Raw genomic sequence first — 23,739 nt, forward strand, 5'->3', positions numbered from 1 at the left:
ACAACAACAAAGCACACTTTATAAGTGTATAATGCATTCTGTATTTCGTGTAAAGAAAAAATAAAACCAGTGCGTGCAATTAATTAAAGACACAATCTAACCTTGTGAACTTTAAAAATTAATCCACAAAGAGATGAATGAAAAAATGATTTAAATCAGTGAAAAACAAACTCTCGAAAACGAGCTTTAGAAAGCATCAAATATTATATCAAATAATATCAATATGATACAAAAAAATAGAACTCATACTGGACTCCTGCACACTGAAAAGTCCATACAAGTGAGTCACTCTATCGTATCAGCAGCAGCAAAATTTTTAAGAAAATTCGCTTTAGCGTAGAAAAACGCGCTCATGCGCATAATAAACTATGTCTTTTTTCATATCAAGAAGACGAGAATCTCTTAAGAACAACACAAGTTGTTATAAAGAAAAAAGGCAGCACAATGTGCCGCCTTTTCTAAAAAGTACATCATGTACCTTATATTAGAACTGATAACGCACGCCTCCGGAGAAACTTGCTCCAGAAAAACCAGCCTTATTAAGCTTATGTTGATAGAGAATATCAGCATGCAGAGAAAACTGAGGCAACAATTTGGCATTAAATCCTAATCCCGCCTCGAGAGCAGAACCAAAAGCCCCTAACTTGAAAGCATCATTGAAATGCACAGTCTGTTTTCCTCCAAAACCATGCGCAAGATAAAGCTTACCATAGAAAGCAACAGCATCCACACCTTCAGAACCTGTAGGAGTCTTGGTTAAGCGTCCACCAACACGTGCCACCCATTGATCAAGGTTACCCATTTCAATATCAAAATTGTCGATATCGCGGGCCTTATTAAACTGGAGATGTTGATAAACAACTTGAACCTGCGGATCAAAGACAAAGCCCTTATATCCTGTCGCAATTGTCTGACCACCGGATAAAGAAACACTCAAAGGATTACCTTTTAATGTTGCTGTCTTACCGCGTGCCGTAGTCAGAACATCACCATTGAATAGACCATAGGATAAAAGACCATCGACATAGAAGCCAATATTATGCTGCATGCTACCATAAACTGTAGCCGTCCATTTATCAAATGCACTCTTCTGACTTTGTTCAACATCCAAAGGCTGCAAAGAAAGTCTTCCATAAGTTCCCATAACACCAAAGGATAGAACACTGTCAGTATTTTCAATAGTTTGCAACAGCACGCCTGCCTCTACACCACGATAGTCAAGCTCGCCGCCATAGCCATATTCAAGAGCAGATAAATCTGAAGCATAACGGTAACTTCCACCATAGCCGCGCAAGTATAAAGCAGGATTCTCACGAGCCTCTAGCATTCCAGTAGAAGTCATCCGCAAAGTCTCCAACTGTTTGTTTTGATTGCTAATATCCATCAAACCGGTATGAAATACGCTATTAGGCAAGACGAGATACGTTGGCACTTGTGGAACAACAGACCTCACAAATTGTTCAGGAAGGCCAGCAGATCCAGCAGACTTAACATACTGATTTTCTAAGCGGAAGTTCCAAAACTCTCCACCATCTTTAACAAATTTCTGCTGAACATGCTCCTGTTTCGAAGTCATTTCTGGACCATAAGCACGAAGAGTGTATTTGTAAGGTGAGTTAGTCAGTGCAACATAATTGCCATCGAGCTGGAAAGAATCTTTCTTCGCTTGACCATAGACCTGAATAACCGAAACACTGTGAGCAATCTTGGCATTCGCTTGACCATTTCCACCATTGCCCGCATCTCCTCGTACATGTATTTTTGTTTTTCCAGAAACATCGCCATGAATGATAAGTCGATCCGTTACTTGTTGACCACTCGAATCATGAGGATTTAAACGTGCATTGAGATGAATTACAGCATCCCCCTGCGCCTCATAAACTGTGCCATTTCCATTTCCAATATGGAGAGTCTGATATTTCCCTGCAGATTCCGAAGATGCAAAATTAATAGCACTATTAATAAGTCTTACAGAAGAAACGCATGAATCCACACATCCTAAAACTGATGCACCCAAATCCTTCTGCACACTTCTTTTGAGAATCCACTCTGAACCATTGGCCAAGTCTAATTTTGCATAAGAATCTTTATTAACGCGAACACCACCTGTAACAATAGAATTATTAACTGAAACCAATATATGAGAATCATTCTCTGCCTTCAATAACAAGTCACCAGCGAGAGTTGTTTTATTTTCTAACGAAACATGGCCACCAGAATTATTACCATAGATCGCTATACCCTTGGCAACTTCAAAATCAGTTTTTTTCAACGAAACTGTCCCTGTTATGCTTACAGGTGTTTTTTCCTGTTTGGATACAGCGTTCCGCTTAACAACATTTGCTCTCTCAGTTGCTAAATCCTTACTCTGACTTTGTTCACTCTCTTCCTTCTGTATTAGCCCATCAAAATATATGCCATAGGTTCCTTCACCTTCTACTCTAACAGTAGAAGATTCGATATTCGCGTGATTCATAGCAGAACGAACCTCAGGAGATCTTCTTCTCCGAGTAGAACCCGCCTCAACCACACTATCATCATTTATAAACCACAAAGCATTTGCATCAGTCGTAATGCTCCCATTCCTAAAATTAATAGAAGCATTATCACTCAACAGAAAAGCTGCACGCTCTAAATTCTCTGCAGAATCCAATTTTCCTGCTTCTTTTTTCAGAGTAATATCAACTTTGTCTAACCTAACGCTGCCCCCAGCTTCTGACCTCACTGCCACACCCTTTGCCAAAGTAATAGCTCCAGTATTCATGGTTATCTCACCAGCTTCACTTGCCAGCCCCGCTGCAGCAAATTTTCCTGTCACATTAATTGTTGTATCATTTAAATTAATAGATGACCTAGAACCAGCAAAAGCACCAACATAATGAGCATTGACTGTCCCACCATTCATCGTAATCTTCCCGCTCCTTTGCGCTTCAAGCCCAATCACAGAAGATGTAATTGCTGATTTATTATCCAAAACGACTTCTGCTTTGTCTTCTGCAAGAACGGCACTCACAGCCTGTCTTTCAGTAAAACCAACATTATTTTCACTCTCAGAAAAATCTACACCACTAATTGTAGTTCTCTCCAACTTAATAACCGTATTCTGATTTCTCACATGGATAGGACGCTGAATTTTATCACTTACCTTCAATGTAAGGTCTGTTATTATCCGAGATTGACCATCACTACATAAATAAGAAGTTTGGGATCCTCTCGCACCATTTTCTCCTGCAGTATCACCACATGTAGAAGAGGCCGTTCCCTTAGTAGAAACACCTCCATTATCAGAACGACCGATCATAAAAATACGCCCGACAGCTCTATTAGAAGATGTAACAGACGTCTCGGAAGCTACAGGAGAAGAGGCACCATTAGAAGATACAACAGACATCTCGGAAGCTGCAGGAGAAGAGACACCATTAGAAGATACAACAGACATCTCGGAAGCTGCAGGAGAAGAGACACCATTAGAAGATACAACAGACGTGTTAGAAACAACAGGAGCAGAAGACTTCATAACAGCAGCTGATTTTATAGGTGCTGGCCTTCTAGGTACAATATACCCAGGTGTTACAAAAGTCTCATCTGCAGATATTATCCCCCTACTACCTGTATCAAGGCTCCCAAGTGAACTAACTCTTGGAGGTACCAAAGATCCAGGATCTCCAGATGAAGGAGGAGTAACAAGTGAAGAGGTTATAACCTCAGATGTATCAGATTCCTCGAGAGATTCTTCTTCATCATCTTCATAAAATCCATCAGATGATTCAGATCTCAAAAGCGAATCTCCTCGAGCAGGAATTACAGATGCCGATTCCCCAGATACAGAAAGAGTTATGGATTCATTATTTAATTCACCAGCACCAGTATCAGCATCTATTTCAGTCTCAGTAGAAGAAACTATACTACGCGGCTTAGCTTTAAAAATAGGCTGAAAATCAGCAGTAGCAGTATAAGCAGAAACGAGAGGTATAAAATATTCATTTTCTAAACGAAAATCCCAAACATCTGTACTGTTTATAAGCAATGTATTATCAAAATACTGCATTTTCGGAGGAATAGTTGGACCATAAGCGCGAAGAACATACTTATAAGGCAACCCTTCTCGCGTAATATAATCGCCTTTCAGCTTAAAGGAATCCTTCTCTGCTTTTCCAAAGACCTGAATAATTGAAATACTATGAGGTGTATCATGATTTTGTTGTACACCATTAGAAGTATCATTCACAACTACAAACGTTTTTCCAGAAACGTTACCATGAATCAACAATCTGTCAGATATTTGAGAATTATCCGTATTGCTAGGCATCAAATTTGCATTGAAGTAAATTATAGCACTAGGAGTATCAGAAGCAGTATAAACTATTCCCTTCCCATCTCCTATGCGAAGAGTTCGATATTCAACATTCCCACCTTGACTGGATTCTTCATCTTTCAAAGAAGTAAAAAATCTAACATTACTATCTACAAGTTTCAGAGACGAAAGACATGAATCCACACAAACCATATCTGAATTTCCCAAACTATTATGCAGATTCTTTGTTAAATACCACTCTGATCCTCCAGATAGAAAAATCCTAGCATGAGATTTTTTATCAACGTAAGCTCCCCCCATGATTACAGAGTCCTCAACAAAAACCGACAAATCGGAACCCTCTTCAGCTTTCAACAATAAATCACCCGAAAGAGTTGATTCATCTTTTACAACGACGTAACCACCAAAACTATCACCATAAATAACCACACCGTCAGGAACTCTGAGAGCAGTATTTTTCAAAAGGACTGCATGCCATATATCTTCATTGCCTTTTCTTCCATCGTCTACTAGATTCTGAAGTCCATCTTGATCATTTCTTTTCTCCACACTTTGATGGATATCTCCCTCAAAAAATATACCATAAGACTTACCTTTTACTTTAATAGCTGAATTTTGAATATCAGAAACCACTAAGCTTACAATCCTAGAGTCTGAACTCTGCCGATCCACAGAATCTCCATCGACGACTTCAGAAGGTGCGTCAGCACTTCCAGAAGATGTATCACTCTCTAAAAAACTCTCTATAGAGGTCAAAGCCTCGATATACGCAGAGCCAATATTATTAAAGACAACGCCATCTTCAGATCCAATAGAAACTACTTCACCAGCGACAGCATTAACGTCAGAAACCTGCACACCCTCATTGGGATTCACATCCTGTACTTCTATTTCATTCGGAACTCGAAAGGTATTACTATCAAAGTTGTCACTTACCCAGAATGCAATAGCATTAGAAGCTTCAAATTTCCCATTTTTAAAAGAAATAACACCTCCACGTGACAATAAACCAATGCTCATCTCCGGAGTATCTTCTTTTTTAGCTTTTTGCTTCTCAACAACTTTAATAGTCACCCCATCTAAATGAACAGTACCACCCTCTACCGATAGAACTCCTACTCCACCCTCTTTTACAGTAATTTTCCCAGAGGTCATTCCTATAATAGACGGTCCCAAACTCATCAAACCGATTCTATTTATATTAACATCTACATTCTCTAAAAAAATCATCCCACTATCAGCAGCAAGAGCGCCTACATACGCACCTCTGATACCCCCCCCCCTCATTGTAATCTTTCCTGCCGCTTCAGCTTGAAGTCCAACAAAAAAACCCTGAATATTTGAATCTTTCAAATTAGCTTCTGCACTTCCACTGTTACTATCACCATTTACTCGTACACCAATATAAAGGGGGTTCTCAGCACCTACACTATTCATAGATAAATTAACAATGTTCTTCATTTCTACTTTAAACAAACTCTCAGAGAGGTCTTGCTCATTTTTTACACTCTGAATGGATATTTCATCCAAATTAACGATTATTTTTTCTTCTTGTCCGCCTTGAGAGTACCCATTCCCCTCCACATCTACAGCAATCTCACTTGGTTCTGCTATAATAGTTCCACCTTGTAGGCTATATACTCCACCTTCATTACAGGATACAGCCCCATATACACTCTGATCACCATTGAGCAAATCAACTAATTTTTCACCTGCCTTCGAAGAATCTATAAATCCTATAGCCCCCACACCGTCATCAATTGGCATAGATACACTCACACCAGCCACTAGAGAACCTGAGCTATCAGGTAAGAGAGAATCCAATACAGCACTTGATATACCTGACATCCCAGCAACAGCATCTGTAGCATCTGTACTCACTTTTTGTGCTTTTTGTACGCTTAGAACATCTTCCCTCACTGCAAAATATGGTTGCCCCTCACCGTTTAAACTATTTTTTCGAGGAATATTAAATAATCGCCGACTACTTACAGTTTCTGGAACATCTAATACACTAACTAATTCTCCACCTAATCCACTTGGTACACCCGCTTTCCCCGCAACTGCTTTCCCCACTGCTCCCCTTGCACTTCCTCCCCCCTCATCTACTGATCTTGCTTGCCTAGTATGTTGAGAGCCTGAAATATCTTGCATAGTGTCCAAAGTATCCGAAAGTTCCATATTAGGAAGACTACCAGTGCCCGGAACACCTGGAACAGCAGCAGGAACAGCACCTGGAACACCACCAACACCTACACCACCTGGAACACCACCTGGAACAGCACCTGGAACACCACCAACACCTACACCACCTGGAACACCACCTGGAACACCACCTGGAACACCACCTGGAACACCACCTGGAACACCACCTGGAACACCTGGCACAGAATTTGCACTACTCACAACACGAGGCGCAGCACCTACACCACTGGCAACACGAACACTACTATCTGAAACATTCCGTATCATGCCAGGAACGAACACATTATCTTTTCTAGAATGACAAGCACTAATAGGTCGAATCTGATTCAAAACAGGTATAATCTTAGCCTGAATCTGAATAGAAGCAGCACCCCCAGAATTATCTGCTCTAGATTCTCCTCCTGTAGAGGAAACCATTTCTCTCGATGTTACACCCTCTGTCGCTGTTACAAACCCTGTGTCCGTCCTTGTACTAAAAGGATTGCCCAATGAGAATGATGGCAATGAAAGCGAAGGAATGAAGGAAAACCAACTTGCCATAGAAGTATCTACACCTTGTAAAAAGAAGAGAGCACTTGTCGTCAGTGCGTACAAACGTGTACGCTTTTTAAATACATTGATCATATGTCAAACTTTCTAAATAATGTTGCAAAAACACTAGAATTAAGTGAAAATGAGATAAGTGGACAATTTGTAACATATGTTAGTCAACTTTACAACATAGTGTTATTTATTAACACTTCATTTTGTGCATAAAAATACCCAAATTAAGGTTTTTAAATGCACAACCCCTTGTAACATCAGATAAAAGGATAAAATCACGATGATAAAATATATGAAATGGGTGACTTCTGTTTTACTGGTTGCAATCAGCTTTGCAACAGTTTTATGGACTCATACGAGTATTGCAAATACGAATCCCAAAACAAATATAACAATTGATCACGTTTCAGGCACGACTTCTGTTCCCGCTTCTCCACAAAAGGTTATTGTCTTTGATCTTGCCGCGCTTGATAATATGAAGCGTCTTGGTATCAAAGCGGTTGTCGGCGTTCCTGAAGGTAAAAAACCTTCCTATCTGCAACAATTTGATGATGCAAAATATGAAAAAATTGGTACTCTTTTTGAACCGGATTATGAAAAAATTGCTACTCTTCAACCCGATTTGATTATTATTTCCTCCAGAACCCAAGCAAAATATAACGATTTATCCAAAATCGCTCCAACAATTGATCTCACAGTAGGAAACGACAATTCTCTTGAAGATATTAAACGAAATGTGTCTATCCTTGGAAAAATTTTTGGTAAAGAACAGGAAGCAGAAAAGGAAATTGCAAAACTCAATGAAACTTTAGCTGAAGTCCATAAAAATACACAAGGAAAAGGCACTGGGCTCATCCTAATGACCTCTGGTGGAAAAATCAGTGCTTTAGGACCAAAATCACGTTTTGATATTTTCCATTCCGCTTTTGGAATCGCCCCTGCAACCGATAAACTCACCGTACAAAAACATGGACAACTTATTTCTCCTGAGTTTATTCTTGAAACAAATCCTGATTGGTTGTTGGTGATTGATCGCGATGCAGCTATTGGACGAGAAGGACAATCTGCAGCACAACTGCTCAACAATGAGCTTGTGCACCGCACAACAGCAAGCAAACAAAACCAAATTATTTATTTGGACTCTTGGAGCTGGTATCGTGCAAGTGGTGGTCTAACGGGACTCTTTGAAACTGCGCAGCAGATTAATGAAGCTTTTAAAAAGAGCAAATAAGCGCACAAAAGAGCTTGATTGCTATATGAATAAAATTTAAAAGCAGAGGTTGTTGATAAAACAACCTTTGTTTTTTATTGAGTTTTATGAGAAAATGACGTGAGGAATTATTGGATAACCATAACACTTCTAATTTTCTTATCCATCTTCAGCGTTTTTGTTGGTTATTCTGATGTCACACCGTCTAGCCTCTTCACAGCTGATCCCTATGCATGGTTTATTTTTTGGCAAACGCGTCTTCCTCGTACCATTTCGATTCTTTTAGTAGGCGCAGCGCTTGCACTTTCAGGCATGATTATGCAACTGTTGACACGTAATCGCTTTGTCGAGCCATCAACCGCTGGGACCGTCGAATCGGCTTCCCTTGGCATTCTTTTTATTATGATTTTTTTGCCCGATATTCCTGTTTTAGGAAAAATGGTCGTTGCGACACTTTTTGCCATGACAGGCACTTTACTTTTTATGTTTTTATTACGCCGTATTCATCTAAAATCTTCTCTTATTATCCCCCTTACAGGGATTATGCTGAGCTATATTATTGGCTCTTTAACCAATGCCATTGCAGATTATGAAATGTTACTTCCTTCCCTTCAAGCCTACTTATTTGGTAGTTTTTCCATGATTATTGAGGGAAAATATGAACTTTTATGGCTATCTCTCCCCCTTTGTATTCTGGCCTATTGCACGGCTGATCGCTTTACGGTTGCAAGCTTAGGAGAAGATTTAACCAATAACCTTGGATTGAATTATCGTATTGTTATGTTTTGGGGTCTTTTTATTGTCGCTTCAATCACTGCTGTGGTTGTTTGTACCGTCGGCCGTATTCCTTTTGTTGGATTGATTATTCCGAATATTGTTTCAAGTTTCATGGGAGATAATATGCGCTATACCGCTCCTTGGGTAGCCATCAGCGGTGCAGGATTGATTTTGATTTGTGATCTTTTAGGACGAATCATTCATCCTTCTTTTGAAGTTCCCATCAGCACCATAATGGGCGTGATCGGTAGTTTTATTTTCATGATACTTCTTTTACGCTGGAGAAAGCGTCTTGGATAAAAGAAAAAAAACAATATGTATACTAACAACGCTTATCATCATGGCATGTACTGTCATGAGTCTTTACATGACGTGGAATATCAATGTTTATACATGGACATTTCGTCTTACAAAGCTTTCCTCTCTACTTCTTGTTGCCTATGCAATCAGCGTTTCTACGGTTTTATTTCAAACAATCACGAATAACCGCCTTCTGACCCCTTCAATTATGGGATTTGATCAGCTCTATATTTTAATAAAGACTGTTCTGATATATTTTTTAGGCTCTCTTTCTTTGCCTTTTTTGAATGAACAAGGACAGCTTATTCTCGAAGCGCTCATTCTCATTCTTTTTTCAATAAGTCTTTTTCGCTGGCTCTTTTCAGGAAGCTTAAAAGGACTTCACTTGACGCTTTTAATGGGTGTTGTTTTAGGTGGCTTTTTTTTCAGTTTACGGATGTTTATGCAATTGCAACTCAATCCAGACCAAATGATGAGTTTAACCGATATTATGTTTGCAAATTTTAATAAATTTAATACGTCGCTCATAAGCTTTGCCACGATCATTATTTTCGTTATGAGTCTGATTGGATGGCGTTCACGTCATTTTCTTGATATTTTGGCTTTGGGACGTGAAAATGCTCTTAATCTTGGCGTTAATTACCATAAAAGTGCGACAGCTATTCTTATTTTTGTTTCTATTCTCGTCTCTATTTCCACCGCATTAGTAGGCCCCGTCACCTTTTTTGGACTGTTAGTTGCCAACCTTTCCTATGAACTCTCTCCTCAAGCAAAACACGGTGTTGTTGTGCCAATTGCAATATTATTAGCGATTATTTGTTTGGTGGGAGGACAATTTATTTTAGAGCAAATTTTTCACATGGCAGGACGTTTAAGTTTTATCATTGAGTTTTGTGGAGGGATTGTTTTCTTAATATTACTGATGAAGGGAAAAGTAAAATGATTGAGATCGATCATCTTTCCAAGGCTTACGGAGCACGATTGATTATCGATAATTTATGCCTTCATCTGCCCAAAGGGGGGATTATTTCTCTTATTGGGCCCAATGGTTCGGGAAAATCAACGCTTTTAATGCTAATAAGACGTCTTTTACCACACCACCAAGGAACAATTCATATCGACGGTTTTGATATTGATAAAATGCCCCATGACATTTTGGCTCAAAAGCTCTCAATTTTGCGTCAAGATAATCCTTTATCCTTCCGTTTAACCGTGTACGATTTAGTGAGTTTCGGTCGCTATCCTTATTCAAAAGGCTGGTATACACATGAAGATAAACAATTTATTGACAGTGCACTACGCTATCTCGGCTTACAAGATTTAAAAGATTGTTTTTTAGATGAGCTTTCTGGAGGGCAGCGCCAACGCGCTTTTATTGCCATGGTCATCTGTCAAGATACCGATTATCTTCTCTTAGATGAACCATTAAACAATCTGGACATGAAACATGCCGTTTCTATGATGAAGCAGCTACGCCGCACAGCTGATGAACTGAAAAAAACCATTCTTATTGTTATGCATGATATTAATTTTGCCTCATCTTACTCAGATATGATTGTAGCATTAAAAAATGGGAAAGCGGCCTATTGTGGAACTCCCAAAGAAATCATGCAACCAGAAATTCTTAAAGATATTTATGATGTCGATATTCAAATAAAAACAATCAACGACATCCCTATTGCTCTTTATTATCGATAAATTCTTCTCATCATCAATAATCGGAAAGTTTTTCTTTTGTCCTTGCTTGCACTCTAAAATCTGATAAAAGTGGCAATATTGGTTTATTGGGGAATAGTTTAATGGTAGAACAGCGGACTCTGACTCCGTCAATCTTGGTTCGAATCCAAGTTCCCCAGCCAATGTAGCTGTATGTAGCTTGTAGCTTGCCAGCGTGTTTTGTATATTTTGACACTATGTTTTGTACCAATTTATTTTCTTTTAGATGATTTTAAGAGGTTCTCAAAGGGTCTTCAAAGACCTTTCAAAGATTGTTTAAATCCCTTTAATAGATCTTTTTCTCTTCTCCTAAATATCACAATTGGTAATGATGAGTTCCTTTGCCGGAATCGCATTATTTGACAAATTACAGGAATAAATTGTTCTTACCTCTTTTATATGGAATTGACTGAAGGTTTTTCGAATCTCTGGCACATCATTGAGAGAGAGAAGAAACTTCCCCTTTAATTGTGCAAGCAGCATAGACATCGTCTGGTAATCCTCCCGCTTAAACAAGTCCTTGCCATAATAATCCTCAACACCAAAATAAGGTGGATCAAGATAAAACAAGGTATTTGGCCGGTCATAACGCACAATAAAATCAGACCAATCTAAATGTTCAATGATAACTCTCGCTAAACGGCGGTAAATAAGCTTTAATATACCTTCAAGTTTGAAGGGATTAAACCGTGCACACCGGTCTGTCTCAACTCTAAACGTACGCTCTGCTACTTTCCCACTAAAACTTAAACGCTGCAAATATAAAAACCGCAAAGCCCGTTCTAAATCCGTAAGCGTTTCTGGATTTTGTGTCTGTAAGCGTTCAAACGTCTCACGGCTGCTTATTTGAAACGCTAACAGTTCTATAAAAGGGTGATAATGGCGTTGTAACACCCGAAAAAAATTCACCACATCTCCTGAAAAATCATTGATAATTTCAGTTGATGGTATCAGTTTCCGTCTAAAGAATATTCCACCCATACCAACGAAAGGCTCGGCATAAATGCTATGTGGAATATCTTCAATGATTTTGACAATGGTTTTGGCTAATCTTCTTTTGCCCCCAATATAAGCAGCAGCTGGTGAAATAGGTTCAACAGATTTTAATTTTTCCTTATGAAGTATATCCATTATTTTTTAACACTCTTTCATCTATGTTAACCGTCTTCTCATTGCTTTAAGTGATAAGAAGTAGCTGTGATGTTAAGTTAAGTTGCATCGGACGGGGTTGTCGCAAAACTTTCTCCCGTTGCCTGGGTGACCAGCCCAGCCTCTATTTTTGTTCCTTTCCTTGATTTGGTGCCTCAAAGGTAATTTCTGTTGTGTAACCGCTTTGTTTTTCATAGCGGTGGGTGACGGTAGCGGCTTTCCATGACCCATTAATTTCTTTACGGAACCCTTGAAGCAGCAGCGGTTGATCCGCCATGATTTCAGGGCGTCCCGCAAGAGTTAAGGAGCCACTGCCTACAGCACGGCATAAGCGATCCGACTCGGAGGCAGCCGCCGCTTGTGCTTCTTCTTGACTTGGATAACAACTGCGCAGACGACGTACGGGACCAGTAAACCCTGTTTGATGCTTGACTTGGCATTGTTGCCCTTTTGCGCGATCAAAATAAGAAGTTTCGATGGTGCCGTATTGGGTGCGCGGCTCTAGGGTGAATTCCCAGCTGGAACAGTCATGCTTATGGATGTCGAGTGCTGGTAAATTATCCCCGCTTAAAAATAAAAACTTATGGTCTTTGATTAAAAAACGCGCCCGCATGCGGTCCGCAAGGCGGGTTAAAAAGTCAACCGCCGATTGATCGGTGCGCACCACATAAGGCAAGGTTTGTTTGGTAAATTGTGGACTGACCTTTGCTTGATAACCATGGCGTTTGGCAAGGGCCTCAACAATCTCAGCAATGGTTTTGTGGTCAAAATGTTCACTCGCCTGTTCTTTAAGTTCTTTGCGCATCGAGGCACTTTTGCCACAAAGGCGTAAAATCTCTCCATCACTGCCCCCAATACTCACCACCGACTCAACAACAAAACGCCCCATAAAGGCACGGATGCTGTTTTGATAGCCAAAGGTGACATGGAGTGCGCTGTTACTGGAGGGAATCTCTAAATCATTGCCACTATCATCAAACTCCGCTTCAAATGTATCGGCTTCATTGCCCACATGATCGGTAATGGTTGCCGTTAAAAGACGCTGGTAAAAAACCTCATGGACAAGATTCTCCCCCACCCTCACCTCAATAAAAGGATGTGTGCGCATTAATCCCATAGCCTTTTGACCACGCTGTTCTTTTCACATGATAAAAATTCAGGCAGAATGACCTTTAAGCCCCGCGGCAACAGAGCACCATACCCTGCAATACCTGGATTGGCTTGCAAAGTAGCTTCACAATAACCTTTGATCGCTCCAACTTGAGAACGGTCTCCTAATACAGCCATAGCATGTTGAAAGCAGATTAGATCAAGACTCATATCCTCTAGCTCTACCACGAGATGCTTTTCTGGTATCTTCATGGCGTTTCTCCTCCTTGGGAATATTGATCATATCCCTCTTGGTATTGTCCTTGCGGTTTTCCACCATCGAAAAACGGTAACAAGCTAATGGCATAGCGAATACGCCCCGATTGACCAGAGCGACTGATGTAATCATGGTCTTTCGTGACACTGGTGATCACTACAGATCCATGGAGAATGGCACTATAGCCGTTGTCACTCATCCAACGAATCATCTGAACGGGCTTGGCTGCACGAATGGTTCTGGTGATGGCATCTATCGCTACCCGGTCCCCAAACTCTTCTGGAAACAACACCCCGTGGATGGTTTTGGGATCATTGCCATAGCCGGTAAATTGCAAACCAGGAGCCTCACCAAAACGCTCTAAGCAAACCCAGGAGGCAGAGAACTCTTCCTCAAACGATTGGAAATTAAGCCAGTCTACATAAAAGAGATGTGGACCTAACATCAGCAAAGGATCTCTCATAGACGCCCTCCCATTGATTGTATCCCTTCCAGCACGTCATTTCTTTCGAAACGTATCATTGCATCTCTCCTACCATTGCGCCATCCTAGCACTTCATCCCTCCCCTCATTGTGTTCTTTCCAGCACGTCGTCTCTTCCCTTATTCTGTCGTCCTTATCATTCTGTGCCACCATGCAGCGCATTGGCGCGTGCCCGTTGCAAAGCATGAGCAACCGCACGACCGGTGGCCATGGGGTCACGCGCCCCATTAACATGCACTGTGACATTTTGATTGTGGGTGATGGGGGAACGGTCTTTGTCTCTTGGTTCTCTGGCAGATGAATTTACAGGAGAAGCCCCCGCAAATTGTACTATGGGTTGGATGGACGTTTTGCCTCCTAAAAAACTTGGCAAAAAATCTCTTACATCAATCGACCCAATCCACCCCTTTATGCGGTGAGGTAAAGATTTACAATAATCCATCAATTGTGAGATGGACGACATAAAACCATCAACAATCCAACTCGCTAAATCTTCACCGGCTTGTTCCATACCAACCTTGGCACTCTCTGTGAGCTTTTCGCGGACAAAAAAGCTTCCCAACCATTGCCAAAAGTTGGAAAAGCTTTGTTTAACACCCTCCCACAAACCAGCAAAGCTTTGAGAAACAGAGGAAAGTCCTTGTTTAAACTTTTGCCAATGGGAAGAGAGATCAAAAGCAGCAGCAATGATATTTTTCCATTTGGTGATGGTTGCCGTATCGGCACCAAAAAAACGCATAACGGCTTCAAAGGCTTGGCCCCAAGCCCGTGTTATCCCCCGTGCAAAACCTTTGACAAAAGAAGAAAAACGATCCCAATATTTCCACAAAGCAAAACCAGCAGCAAGGATGACAGCCACAACAGCAGCAATGAGAGCCCCTATTGGGGTAAAAATCCCCCCCACAACAGAGGCAATAGCTGCCCCAACCACTTCGATGACTGTCCCAATAAAGCCAAAAGAGGCAGAAAATGCCGCACCTGAAACGGCTATCCCCCGTAAAGCCCCCACAAGTAAAGTCATGGGGCGAAGAAGACGCAGCGCACTCCCACCAAGCCCTGCTGCCATTAAACCCAATGAGCGCCCTGAAGCGACTAATCCGCGCCAACTTGCCTTCAGCGTGCGGCTCACAACCCTCATCTTGATAAAAGAGCCCATCAATTGAAGAAGCCCAAGGCGGGTTCCCGCCATGGTAAAACGTACAACCCGCAAAGCAATATTAAAAGCCATCAGGGCGGCAATGGTTTTGATGATCACACCGGTTAAAACAGGGTGTTCATTAGCCCACGCCATCAAACCATTGACAAATCCCCCAACACTTTCCATGAGACTGTTGAGAGGAGGCAGGAGCACTTCACCAATGGTGATCCCTAAAGCCACAATACGGTTTTGCAACAGTTCAAATTGCCGCATGGCACCGGTTGCTTGTTTATCGGCTTCTTGTTCTACAGAGCCTTTAAAGACTTGTGGATCTTTCACATAATCTAAAGCTTGCCCTAACAATTGGGGGTTCCCCACCAATTTGGCAAAATCACCGGTAAACTCCCGCCCTGCAATGGCAATCAGAGAGCGCATCCCTTGTTCAGATTTGCCCAACACATTAAAAAAGCGCACCAAGGTACCGGTGGCATCTTTCTCCAAATCTTCCATGAATTTCTGGCGTGAGAGCCCAATATTGCTAAAGGCATCTTCAATATGTTTGCCTCCTGCTTGAATGCGCGCACTCATCGTATTAAAACCACGCGCCGCACTCTCTGGAACAATCCCAGCAGAAATCATCGCTGTACCAAATGCCGCGGTTTCGCGCGCTGTCAACTTAAACATAGTGGCTGCACCGGTGGCACGATTGGTAAAATCAGACACCTCACTGGCCTTTGCTGCCATGTGGTTAGAGAGATGGTTGATGGCATCCCCTAGATCTTCAATACCTTCCTGATTAAGCTTAAAGACATTGCGCAATTTGGCAAAGCGTTCCCCAATCTGATCCCCTGTCATATCAAAAGCAACAGCCGCTTTGGCCGCATAAATGCTAAAAGCCTCGAGATCTTGTTCACCAATGCCTGCTTGGCTAGCACTGGTCATCAATTCTAAGACTTCACGGGCAGCCAAAGGGATCTTTGTAGAGGTTTCCAAAGCAAAACGGCGCAATTCTTTTAAACGATCAAGGGGAGCATCCAGAACCTTTTCCAAGCCCTTCATTGATTGATCAAATTGCATGGCTTTATAAAGAGGGGCAATCAAGGTTGCGGTTTGCGCAATCGCCCCCACCATGCGCCCACGCGCATGGATAAAAGCATTTTCTGCATGGGCTGTGGCTTCCTTAAGATGCTCAGGGTCAAACCACCCTTTAAAATGTTTTCGTGTCTGGTTTTGGAAATGCGCAACATCTAAACTAAAGGCTCTTAAGTCTCGCTTGGCAGAAGCGATCCCCTCTTGCAGATGATTAACAAAACGCACAACAAGGGAAACATCCATGATTGCATCTTATCCTAACATTTGGCTTTCATATTCTTGTTGTTTAAGGCGCGCGAGTTCTTCTCGATAAGCAATCACATCAAGCCAATCCATCTGGTTAATCTCTGAAGGCGCCCAGTGATAATAAAGGGCTAGTTCTGCTCCAAATTGTCTGGCAGAGAGGATTGGCGTGTGGGAAAAAAAGCAAAAAATGCCTTCAACACTGCCATAATATCGATAACATCAAGACGATTAATGAGTTCAACAGATTCATGAGACATATCGGCTAAAAGCACGGCTATTCCTTCCATCGCCTCATGGGTAAGCAATGCCTCACAAACTTTAAGAATGAGCACATCATTGCTCAATGTTGTTTTATCCTCTTCTAAGCCAAGCAGAACAAGCTTTGCCAACTGCGGTCCAATCAACACGGCTAATTGGCGTGCTTGCTTGAAGTTTGGGCGATAAAAGGTCAATTTGTGCCGTGTCAATTCTTTGCCATCACTCTCCTTATAAACAAGGGGAACTTGGAGCTCTACATCAAGGCTGGTTTGTAAACTTGTCATGATCAATTCCTATAAATTGAGAATAGAGCGGCGCCGTTCACCAATCTCTTGTCCATTGCGCACAAGCCAACCGCCCCGTTTAAAAGAAAAGCGGTGTAAAACAGAACCATCCCAAAATTCCGTATAGTCCCAAATATTTTTGATCTCGCAATCATAGCCTGTGGCTTTTCCTGCCGTTAAGCCTTCGCTATCCACCTTGACCAACCGCCCTGTCACATCAATGGAATGTTCATGCTCGCGTCCATCTTCTTCAGACACCACATGTTTTTTGCCGGTAAATTTATGACGAAGACCAGGAGGACCACCAAAGATACCAATCACTTCAGGGGTGTGGCTGCGGATTTTCATTTGCAAATTTAATGCTTTGACACCAAGACCGCTCACATCAATTTGCATATCAGAGCCCCCTGGTTGATAGGTTTCTGTGATTTCTTCTAACGTAGGCAATTTGAGGGTTTCAAGATCAAGATGGAGATTGACATCATCATCAACAATCAGGGTAAAACCACGAACAATTCTTAAAGTCATATGTCACTCCTTGCTGCTTTGCGATACCCCTCTAGCGTATCACCAAAAGCATATGTCATTTTCTTTTGGATATCTTGCGCCAGCCGATTAAAGTAAGCACCATTGCGCCGGCTGCCAAAGCTTAAATCTTCGAGAGGGGGCACTTCTTCTGCATCAAATTCCACCCGCAATTTGCCAAGTTGTAAATTGCTGTTTGAATTTAAATCCCGATCAAACCAAACCCGCCCACCAAGCAGTGCACCGCGTGCAATCATATCATCAAGAAAGCTGGTCAAAGAGCGGGTAATGGCAATAACATGTTGACCGGTGAGATTCTCATCATTAGCCCAAGGGCGTAAATTGTTCATGATGGTTTTTTCCAGTGCCGCACGGGTGCGCACCACATTGACAAAACGCCAAAGCGGATCACTGGAGGTGGTATGATTGCCCCATAAAATGCGCCCATTGGAAGCTACTTCTCCCTGCCCATTTTGACTAAGGCGCGCGGGAATAAAGGTCGCAATATCGGCTTTATTGAGACGGTTTGCCTCATGATCAATTTCCCCATCAAAATAGCTAATGGGGCGTGCTGTCCCTAAAATACCATGCACATCTTGATTGGAGGGAGACCAGAAAACACCGCCCCTTTGCTTGTCACGTTTGATAAACATGGCGGCGGCAAAAGGACTTGCGGGTTTTATACTCACACCTCCCTCACGATTTGCCACCCGTACAAAGGGATCAATCAGATAACAAAAGCGTGAGGAAAAATCTGCACGATAGGCAAGGCTTTCTTGCGTATTTTTACCCCCCGTATCAAACACAGCAATGGCTTGTAGCTTTTCTGCCACCTGTTCCAAAGCATCTGCCACAGGGTTTTTGCCATTATCAAGGCGCCCTGCACTATAAGCTGGTGCAAGTAAAATTCCAGGTTCCACCCCCAAATGCCCCCGCGCATGAGCCAAGGCATGCACACCGGTCAAGTGAGTATTTGATCCCACCATTTCAGCTTGTGTCTCAGCAATGGTTGACTTTTCTTCCACCCGCACAAGGATCACTTGTGCCTCAATCCCTTGCGCGCGCACGGCATTGATAACATCAAGAGCTGTGCCCCGTGTCCCAAGCTTTTGGATTTTGTCTGTCTCATGGGTGAAGACCAACACGGGCTCGTTAAGGGGAAAAACTTGGTTGTCAGCATCAGGGGCTGTAACAACCGCCCCAAGGGCGGTTTGGCTAAACATCTCTAAGGGCCGAGAAGCTTGACCATCCTCAATGAGGCGGATACCATGATTAAATTCTATTGCCATTTTGCTCTCCAAATCAATGGAGAGACCATAACAACAAGAGCTCCCTTTCATAAGTCTGACACTGTCAGTCAAAAAAGCCCTTTAAAAGGGCTTTGAAAGAGATTTTAAAAACATATCAAGCATCATTACACTATTGTTTGAGTGTCTAAGCTTCTTCACCTTTTTCTTGTGATTTATGCCTAGGCTCTGCCATTGTGTCTTTATCCACCACGGGAGGAGAGAACACTCCGTCTTTGTAAGTCCAGCCGATTTGTGCTTCACTTGAGCGGATAGCTTCACCATCAAAGGCATGGACATAATTCTCAGATGCGACAATAATATTCGTTACTACACCATTTTCAACAACTGCATATTTCATGAAAAACTCCTATATAAAAAATCTCAACAATATTGCGCCATTTCCACCGTCACCACTGTTGTAATTTGCTGCATCCTTTCCAGGAAAATAACCGCCACCACCACCACCTGCATCAGCTTGGTTATGGCCACCTTTACCACCTTTACCACCTTTGTCACTTTCACCACCACAGCCACCATTACCATTATTAGATCCCCCGCCGCCGCCTCCACCTCCAAAAAGAGAACTTCCACCCGAGTAGCTTCCGCCATCTCCACCATCACCGCCAGAAAAAATAAAGTTTTTAATGCTTGTGTAACCTCCTCTTCCTCCTTTTCCTACTGTTTCGGTAACTCCACTACCATTAGAGCCTATACTCCCACCATTGGCGATGAGAACCCCTTCAATAATCGTGGCACCACCATTACCATTTTTACCACCACCACCAATTTGAATATTTTTTGCTTTTCTAAGCTGAGATCCTTTGATTTTAACGCGTACACATTGCCCTCCACCGCCTCCACCTCCACCATAATAGGTGTATGTGATACGACCGTTATAAGTAGTTTTTAACCGGACTCCAGTCCCTCCACTGCCTCCACCTCCCCATGCCCATATTTCTACCTCTGTGTCATCAGTGACATCTGCGGGAAATGGAAGTGTACCACTTTCTGTAATGAGAATTTCAACCGGTTTTTTGACTAATGAAGCTATTAATTTATCTATTTCTGATTTCGTATAAACAACATCACCATCCACTTTAAGCGGTCCTTTCAACGTGCTTCCCGTTGTGCTTAAACTTGTCACCGTTTCACCATTATGAATAAGGCTAAACGGCGAATTATCCAAAAGTTCTAAGCCACCACTCATGGTGACTTTGCTGGTAAATTTATTGTAATTTTTCCATTCATTTGGGCTTGTGAGGCGCCCATAACTTGTTAGATCTTGATTAATCTTAGCTCTAAAATCATCAAGCCCCACGATATCTTCGGTTTTATGCTGGTGCGCGCCTAACAGGGAGACAGCACTACCAAAGGTAAAATTGTTGTTGCTTGATTTATAGAGAACATAATTATTTGCTGCATCTTTTGCCCCCTCGATATCGCTTAAATCAGCAAATGAGAAAGTTTTATCGGCTGCCATCTTGCCATTGAGAGTGCTTTCTAGATCTGTGATTTCACTTATGGTATGCGTGTGTTGTAAAGGCGCTTTTTCGTCTATTTTTTCCTCAACAGCCACAAGCGCTTGATCAAGTTTATTGAGGTTTTCACGCAAAATAGGGAATTCAGAACTGATAAAACGCCCTTCTTGTGGCAATTCCATGTCGAGTTTTTTGGTTTTTGTCATCTCTTATTCTCCCATCATATGATGCCGGCGCCAAAATCACACACCATGGAACGCGCCGCCGGTCCACCGGTAAGGGTGAGTTTAAGGCGTGCTTGTTTGGCTGTTTTGTCACCACTAATAAATTTGCGCTCTGTCCAGAGAGGCTCCGATAACTGTTCTGTTTCATCGAGTTTCAAAGGGACAAACGCCCCATCATCCAGTTGCATCTCGAGGGTGAAAGAGGAACCGCCCGGCAAGAAGGTTTTGATATAGCTGGTCAATCTTGCCTTTTCCCCAAAGGCAAAAGCCCGCGTGATATAAGTTGCTGTTTTATGAATCTTTCCTGCAATCAACTGAACCGGGGCAAATAACACCGGAGAGAGTTTCTCTGTGCCTTTAAGAATGGCGCGAAGCTTGACCTTTTCACTGATATATTCGCTAAGGCTTAGCAATTGAAAGGGTAGCAGTTGGTAAACCGTGCCGTTGTTGCGTTCAATTTCAAAGATGACAGAGCAATCGCTTGAAGGCAATTCTACCGCTGCACGCACTTGCAAATCAGAACAATCCACAAGATCAAAGGTGCCTAAATCAACCATCTTTTCTGTTTGCCTGTAGCGTGCAGCCAACACCCGAAAGGCTAATGCTTCATCTTGATGGGCGCTCCAGCTTTGTGCATTGACAGAAGAAAAGCGCGGACCCGTCACATAGGGGTGGCTTGAGACATATCTTTGGCTGTCTTTATCAAAATCCCCAAGTTTAGCCAGTGATACGGAATGATCCGCATCATCGGTTTTAATGACAAAGGCGGTCAGACGGTCATCAGGGACGGTTAAGGGTACATCATAGCGTGCGCTAGCCCAGCCGGTTTTGGCACCCTTCATGGAATAAGATGTTTGGGCTTGAATATCAGCGGTCGGATAACCGTTTTCGGTGGTGACCAAATCAATCACCAGATCATGGGCTTGATTGCCTATTTTACAAAGATGGAAATCAATCCCCGTGATTTGCCGTGTTTCATCAGGGGTAAAGACTTGGGCTTGCGGGTCTACTTGTGTCCATATTTTCACCGTGGTGGTACGTCGCATCACCTTTACATCAATCACCCCTTGACCGGTAAAAAGCCCTGTTGCAACGGTGCCCCCTCTGCCTCGTGCAATCACATTCTTTGTACCAGCCGTAATATTCGCAGGAATGCTAAAGATGCCTTCAAGGGTGCCTTTGCTATCGGCAACAAGGCGGCTGTTGGGTAAGACATCCACACCATCAAAGGTAAGGCTTTCCAAGATTTCACCACGACCAAAGCCTTCAATCTTAAAATTCAGCTTAATTTGTCTTAAAAAATCGATTTGCTCTCGAGTCTCATTGATGAGGTCATCACGTACTTCCGTGTTACGGATAGTTCTCCCGCGATTCCATCCCATATTGAGTTGATTGGTGACACTTGAGAGCCAATCGGTGCGCTGTTCATGCCAAAAATCTGTTGCGGGGGTAAGGGAGACAGTCCCGGGGAGAGGTGCAAAATTTTGATAGGGGTTGATCTTTTCGCAAGCCGTAGTCAATTCTTGCGCAATGATCACTTCATTGGTCCAGTCAAGTGTGACAGGGGCGTTCAGGGGGGCAGTATAAAAGGTTGGATCAATGGCAAGCTGTAAAATGCCATGACCAATAGCCCCTGTTTGGGGAAACCCTTCATCGCGATAACTGTCATCGAGAAAAGGGTCTGCAAACATGCCTTTTTTGGCAACAGGCTCTTTAGAGTCAACATTGCTTTTAATGCGCTCTAATTGCATGAGGCGGTCAAGAGAGAGCACCCGTTGAAAATAACGCCACATCTCATCATAAGGGGCAACACGCGTGCCATCATTAGCCACTTGGGGGGTGCTAAGCCAATTGTTGGTAATGGTAGCAAGGGAGAGCACATCATCCGGGACACTGGGAGCCATGGGTTGGTCTGCCGAGACGCCTTTGATATAGACAACATTGCCTCCTGTGTTGAGACCAATACGGTCAATGCGGGGGAGTTTATAAGTGTAGCTTACAATGATATCACCTCCCTCAGCCCCTCCTGAGACGGTGATTTCCTGCGCTGTTACTTTATCCGCTTTTATGCTCGCGCGGTATCGATAGGTCACTTTATAACTACTGCCGGGGAGTGGTTCATCGCCCATGGGCGCCCAATCAATGGTGTCTCCGGTTTTTTTGAAATCCTTGCCTTCTTTAAATTCCTTGGTTCCTTGAACAATTTTGATAAAAGCGGTGATACTTTTGTCCGCCACCCCATCACGCCCGGAGGCAACTGCACCGCGAGTGATTGTCACGGTTTTTTCTTTCGTCAACAAAAGGGAATGAACAGCGGCAATGGGGGTATAATAGGTTTTAAAGGTAAAGCTTGTCTTGCCCTTTGGAGGTGCAAAAATATGGGTTTCACTAGGAACGGCACTTGTCGAAAAGTCCTCGAGTTCTTCATAGCGCAAAGCAGCCAAGCGCTTGCGTTTGAAACCATTGATATTGGCTTCTCCCTCTTGAATACTGAACACTTGCTTTTGTCCCTCTTGCCCCAAAGCTGTGACACGGCATCCCCCCACGATATAGTGTCCATGGGAGCGATCATACGTCGCAATGGCTTGCATAGCGGGTTCAAGTAATGAGGGGGATTTTTGATCAATCAAAACACCATCTTGCAAGATATAGACCGGAAAAAAAGTCCCTTTCTGGTCATCATCTTTGAGAGCCCAGACAAGTTTTGCGACCTCGCGTGCCGCACCTCCTTCTCCTTCTGCCAAGGACCCTGTAACTTGTCCTAACAGTTCTGGATCATCCTCATAGGTCACCCATTTCTTTTGCAACTTTACACCGATTTCCACGCGCCCCATCATGGAAATATTCGTGAGAACAGCATTTGAGACGGGAAAGATATCGCCTGCAATATAAATCTTACCCTCCGTTAAGGTAACGGTCTTTGTGTCTTTGTTGACAAAGGCATCTGCTCGTTCAACGCGGTCTCCTTCTTGTGCCACAAGGCGCCCCAAACGGTCATGACGCCCCCTGATGATGGTTTGCATTTCATTGAGTTCACCACCTTGAAGAAAAGAGCGCCTGCCATAAAACACCACGCTTTGTTGTTCATCTTTGCCGACCGATCTATCAATTGCAAAGGGTAGTCCGCTTTCATGTTTCATG

At 42.7% G+C, this 23,739-nt stretch carries 16 protein-coding genes and 1 tRNA gene; 5 read left to right on the top strand and 12 right to left on the bottom strand.

The window, feature by feature from the left end:
• Positions 1-484: 484 nt before the first annotated feature.
• The gene (locus BTR_RS08455) at positions 485-7,144 is read right to left on the bottom strand and encodes an autotransporter outer membrane beta-barrel domain-containing protein (RefSeq protein WP_244393432.1); all 6,660 of its coding nucleotides are present in this window, start codon (positions 7,142-7,144) and stop codon (positions 485-487) included.
• A 199-nt stretch (positions 7,145-7,343) separates the two neighbouring features.
• Between BTR_RS08455 and BTR_RS08460 the strand changes: the two genes are divergently transcribed.
• From BTR_RS08460 to BTR_RS08480, 5 genes are all read left to right on the top strand, one after another.
• Entirely contained in the window at positions 7,344-8,294 is a 951-nt protein-coding gene (locus BTR_RS08460; RefSeq protein ID WP_012232185.1) for a siderophore ABC transporter substrate-binding protein, read from the top strand.
• Between the two features lie 99 nt (positions 8,295-8,393).
• The gene (locus BTR_RS08465) at positions 8,394-9,350 is read left to right on the top strand and encodes an ABC transporter permease (RefSeq protein WP_012232186.1); all 957 of its coding nucleotides are present in this window, start codon (positions 8,394-8,396) and stop codon (positions 9,348-9,350) included.
• Complete coding sequence (locus tag BTR_RS08470; protein WP_012232187.1) at positions 9,343-10,293, top strand: iron chelate uptake ABC transporter family permease subunit; 951 nt, start codon at positions 9,343-9,345, stop codon at positions 10,291-10,293. The genes BTR_RS08465 and BTR_RS08470 overlap by 8 nt, the downstream gene beginning before the upstream one ends.
• A complete protein-coding gene (locus BTR_RS08475; RefSeq protein ID WP_012232188.1) occupies positions 10,290-11,048 on the top strand; it encodes an iron ABC transporter ATP-binding protein in 759 nt (252 codons plus the stop codon). The genes BTR_RS08470 and BTR_RS08475 overlap by 4 nt, the downstream gene beginning before the upstream one ends.
• 87 nt (positions 11,049-11,135) lie before the next feature.
• A tRNA-Gln gene (locus tag BTR_RS08480) sits at positions 11,136-11,209 on the top strand.
• 166 nt (positions 11,210-11,375) lie between these two features.
• Here the strand turns inward: BTR_RS08480 and BTR_RS08485 are convergent.
• The 11 genes from BTR_RS08485 to BTR_RS08535 all read right to left on the bottom strand — a co-directional run bounded on the left by BTR_RS08485 (position 11,376) and on the right by BTR_RS08535 (position 23,738).
• Positions 11,376-12,197, bottom strand: a complete 822-nt coding sequence (locus tag BTR_RS08485) for a DNA adenine methylase (protein ID WP_012231790.1) — start codon at positions 12,195-12,197, stop codon at positions 11,376-11,378.
• 142 nt (positions 12,198-12,339) lie between these two features.
• Complete coding sequence (locus BTR_RS08490; RefSeq protein ID WP_012231791.1) at positions 12,340-13,323, bottom strand: phage late control D family protein; 984 nt, start codon at positions 13,321-13,323, stop codon at positions 12,340-12,342.
• Positions 13,323-13,577, bottom strand: a complete 255-nt coding sequence (locus BTR_RS08495) for a tail protein X (RefSeq protein ID WP_012231792.1) — start codon at positions 13,575-13,577, stop codon at positions 13,323-13,325. Before BTR_RS08495 ends, BTR_RS08490 begins: the two co-directional genes overlap by 1 nt.
• Entirely contained in the window at positions 13,574-14,044 is a 471-nt protein-coding gene (locus tag BTR_RS08500) for a phage tail protein (protein ID WP_012231793.1), read from the bottom strand. The genes BTR_RS08495 and BTR_RS08500 overlap by 4 nt, the downstream gene beginning before the upstream one ends.
• A gap of 156 nt (positions 14,045-14,200) precedes the next feature.
• A complete protein-coding gene (locus BTR_RS08505) occupies positions 14,201-16,537 on the bottom strand; it encodes a phage tail tape measure protein (RefSeq protein WP_012232189.1) in 2,337 nt (778 codons plus the stop codon).
• Positions 16,538-16,668: 131 nt separating this feature from the next.
• Positions 16,669-17,082 (bottom strand): hypothetical protein, encoded by a 414-nt coding sequence (locus BTR_RS08510; RefSeq protein ID WP_012231795.1) that lies wholly within the window; start codon positions 17,080-17,082, stop codon positions 16,669-16,671.
• Positions 17,083-17,091: 9 nt separating this feature from the next.
• Positions 17,092-17,610 (bottom strand): phage major tail tube protein, encoded by a 519-nt coding sequence (locus BTR_RS08515; protein WP_012231796.1) that lies wholly within the window; start codon positions 17,608-17,610, stop codon positions 17,092-17,094.
• Positions 17,607-18,896, bottom strand: a complete 1,290-nt coding sequence (locus BTR_RS08520) for a phage tail sheath C-terminal domain-containing protein (protein WP_012231797.1) — start codon at positions 18,894-18,896, stop codon at positions 17,607-17,609. The genes BTR_RS08515 and BTR_RS08520 overlap by 4 nt, the downstream gene beginning before the upstream one ends.
• A 145-nt stretch (positions 18,897-19,041) precedes the next feature.
• A complete protein-coding gene (locus BTR_RS08525) occupies positions 19,042-19,254 on the bottom strand; it encodes a hypothetical protein (protein WP_012231798.1) in 213 nt (70 codons plus the stop codon).
• 9 nt (positions 19,255-19,263) lie between these two features.
• On the bottom strand, positions 19,264-20,580 hold the full coding sequence (locus BTR_RS08530) for a Bgr_08870 family protein (RefSeq protein ID WP_012231799.1): 1,317 nt from the start codon (positions 20,578-20,580) through the stop codon (positions 19,264-19,266).
• A gap of 14 nt (positions 20,581-20,594) precedes the next feature.
• Positions 20,595-23,738 (bottom strand): DUF4815 domain-containing protein, encoded by a 3,144-nt coding sequence (locus BTR_RS08535; RefSeq protein ID WP_012231800.1) that lies wholly within the window; start codon positions 23,736-23,738, stop codon positions 20,595-20,597.
• Between the last annotated feature and the right edge of the window lies 1 nt (position 23,739).

The organism is Bartonella tribocorum CIP 105476 (assembly GCF_000196435.1).
GTDB lineage: Bacteria > Pseudomonadota > Alphaproteobacteria > Rhizobiales > Rhizobiaceae > Bartonella > Bartonella tribocorum.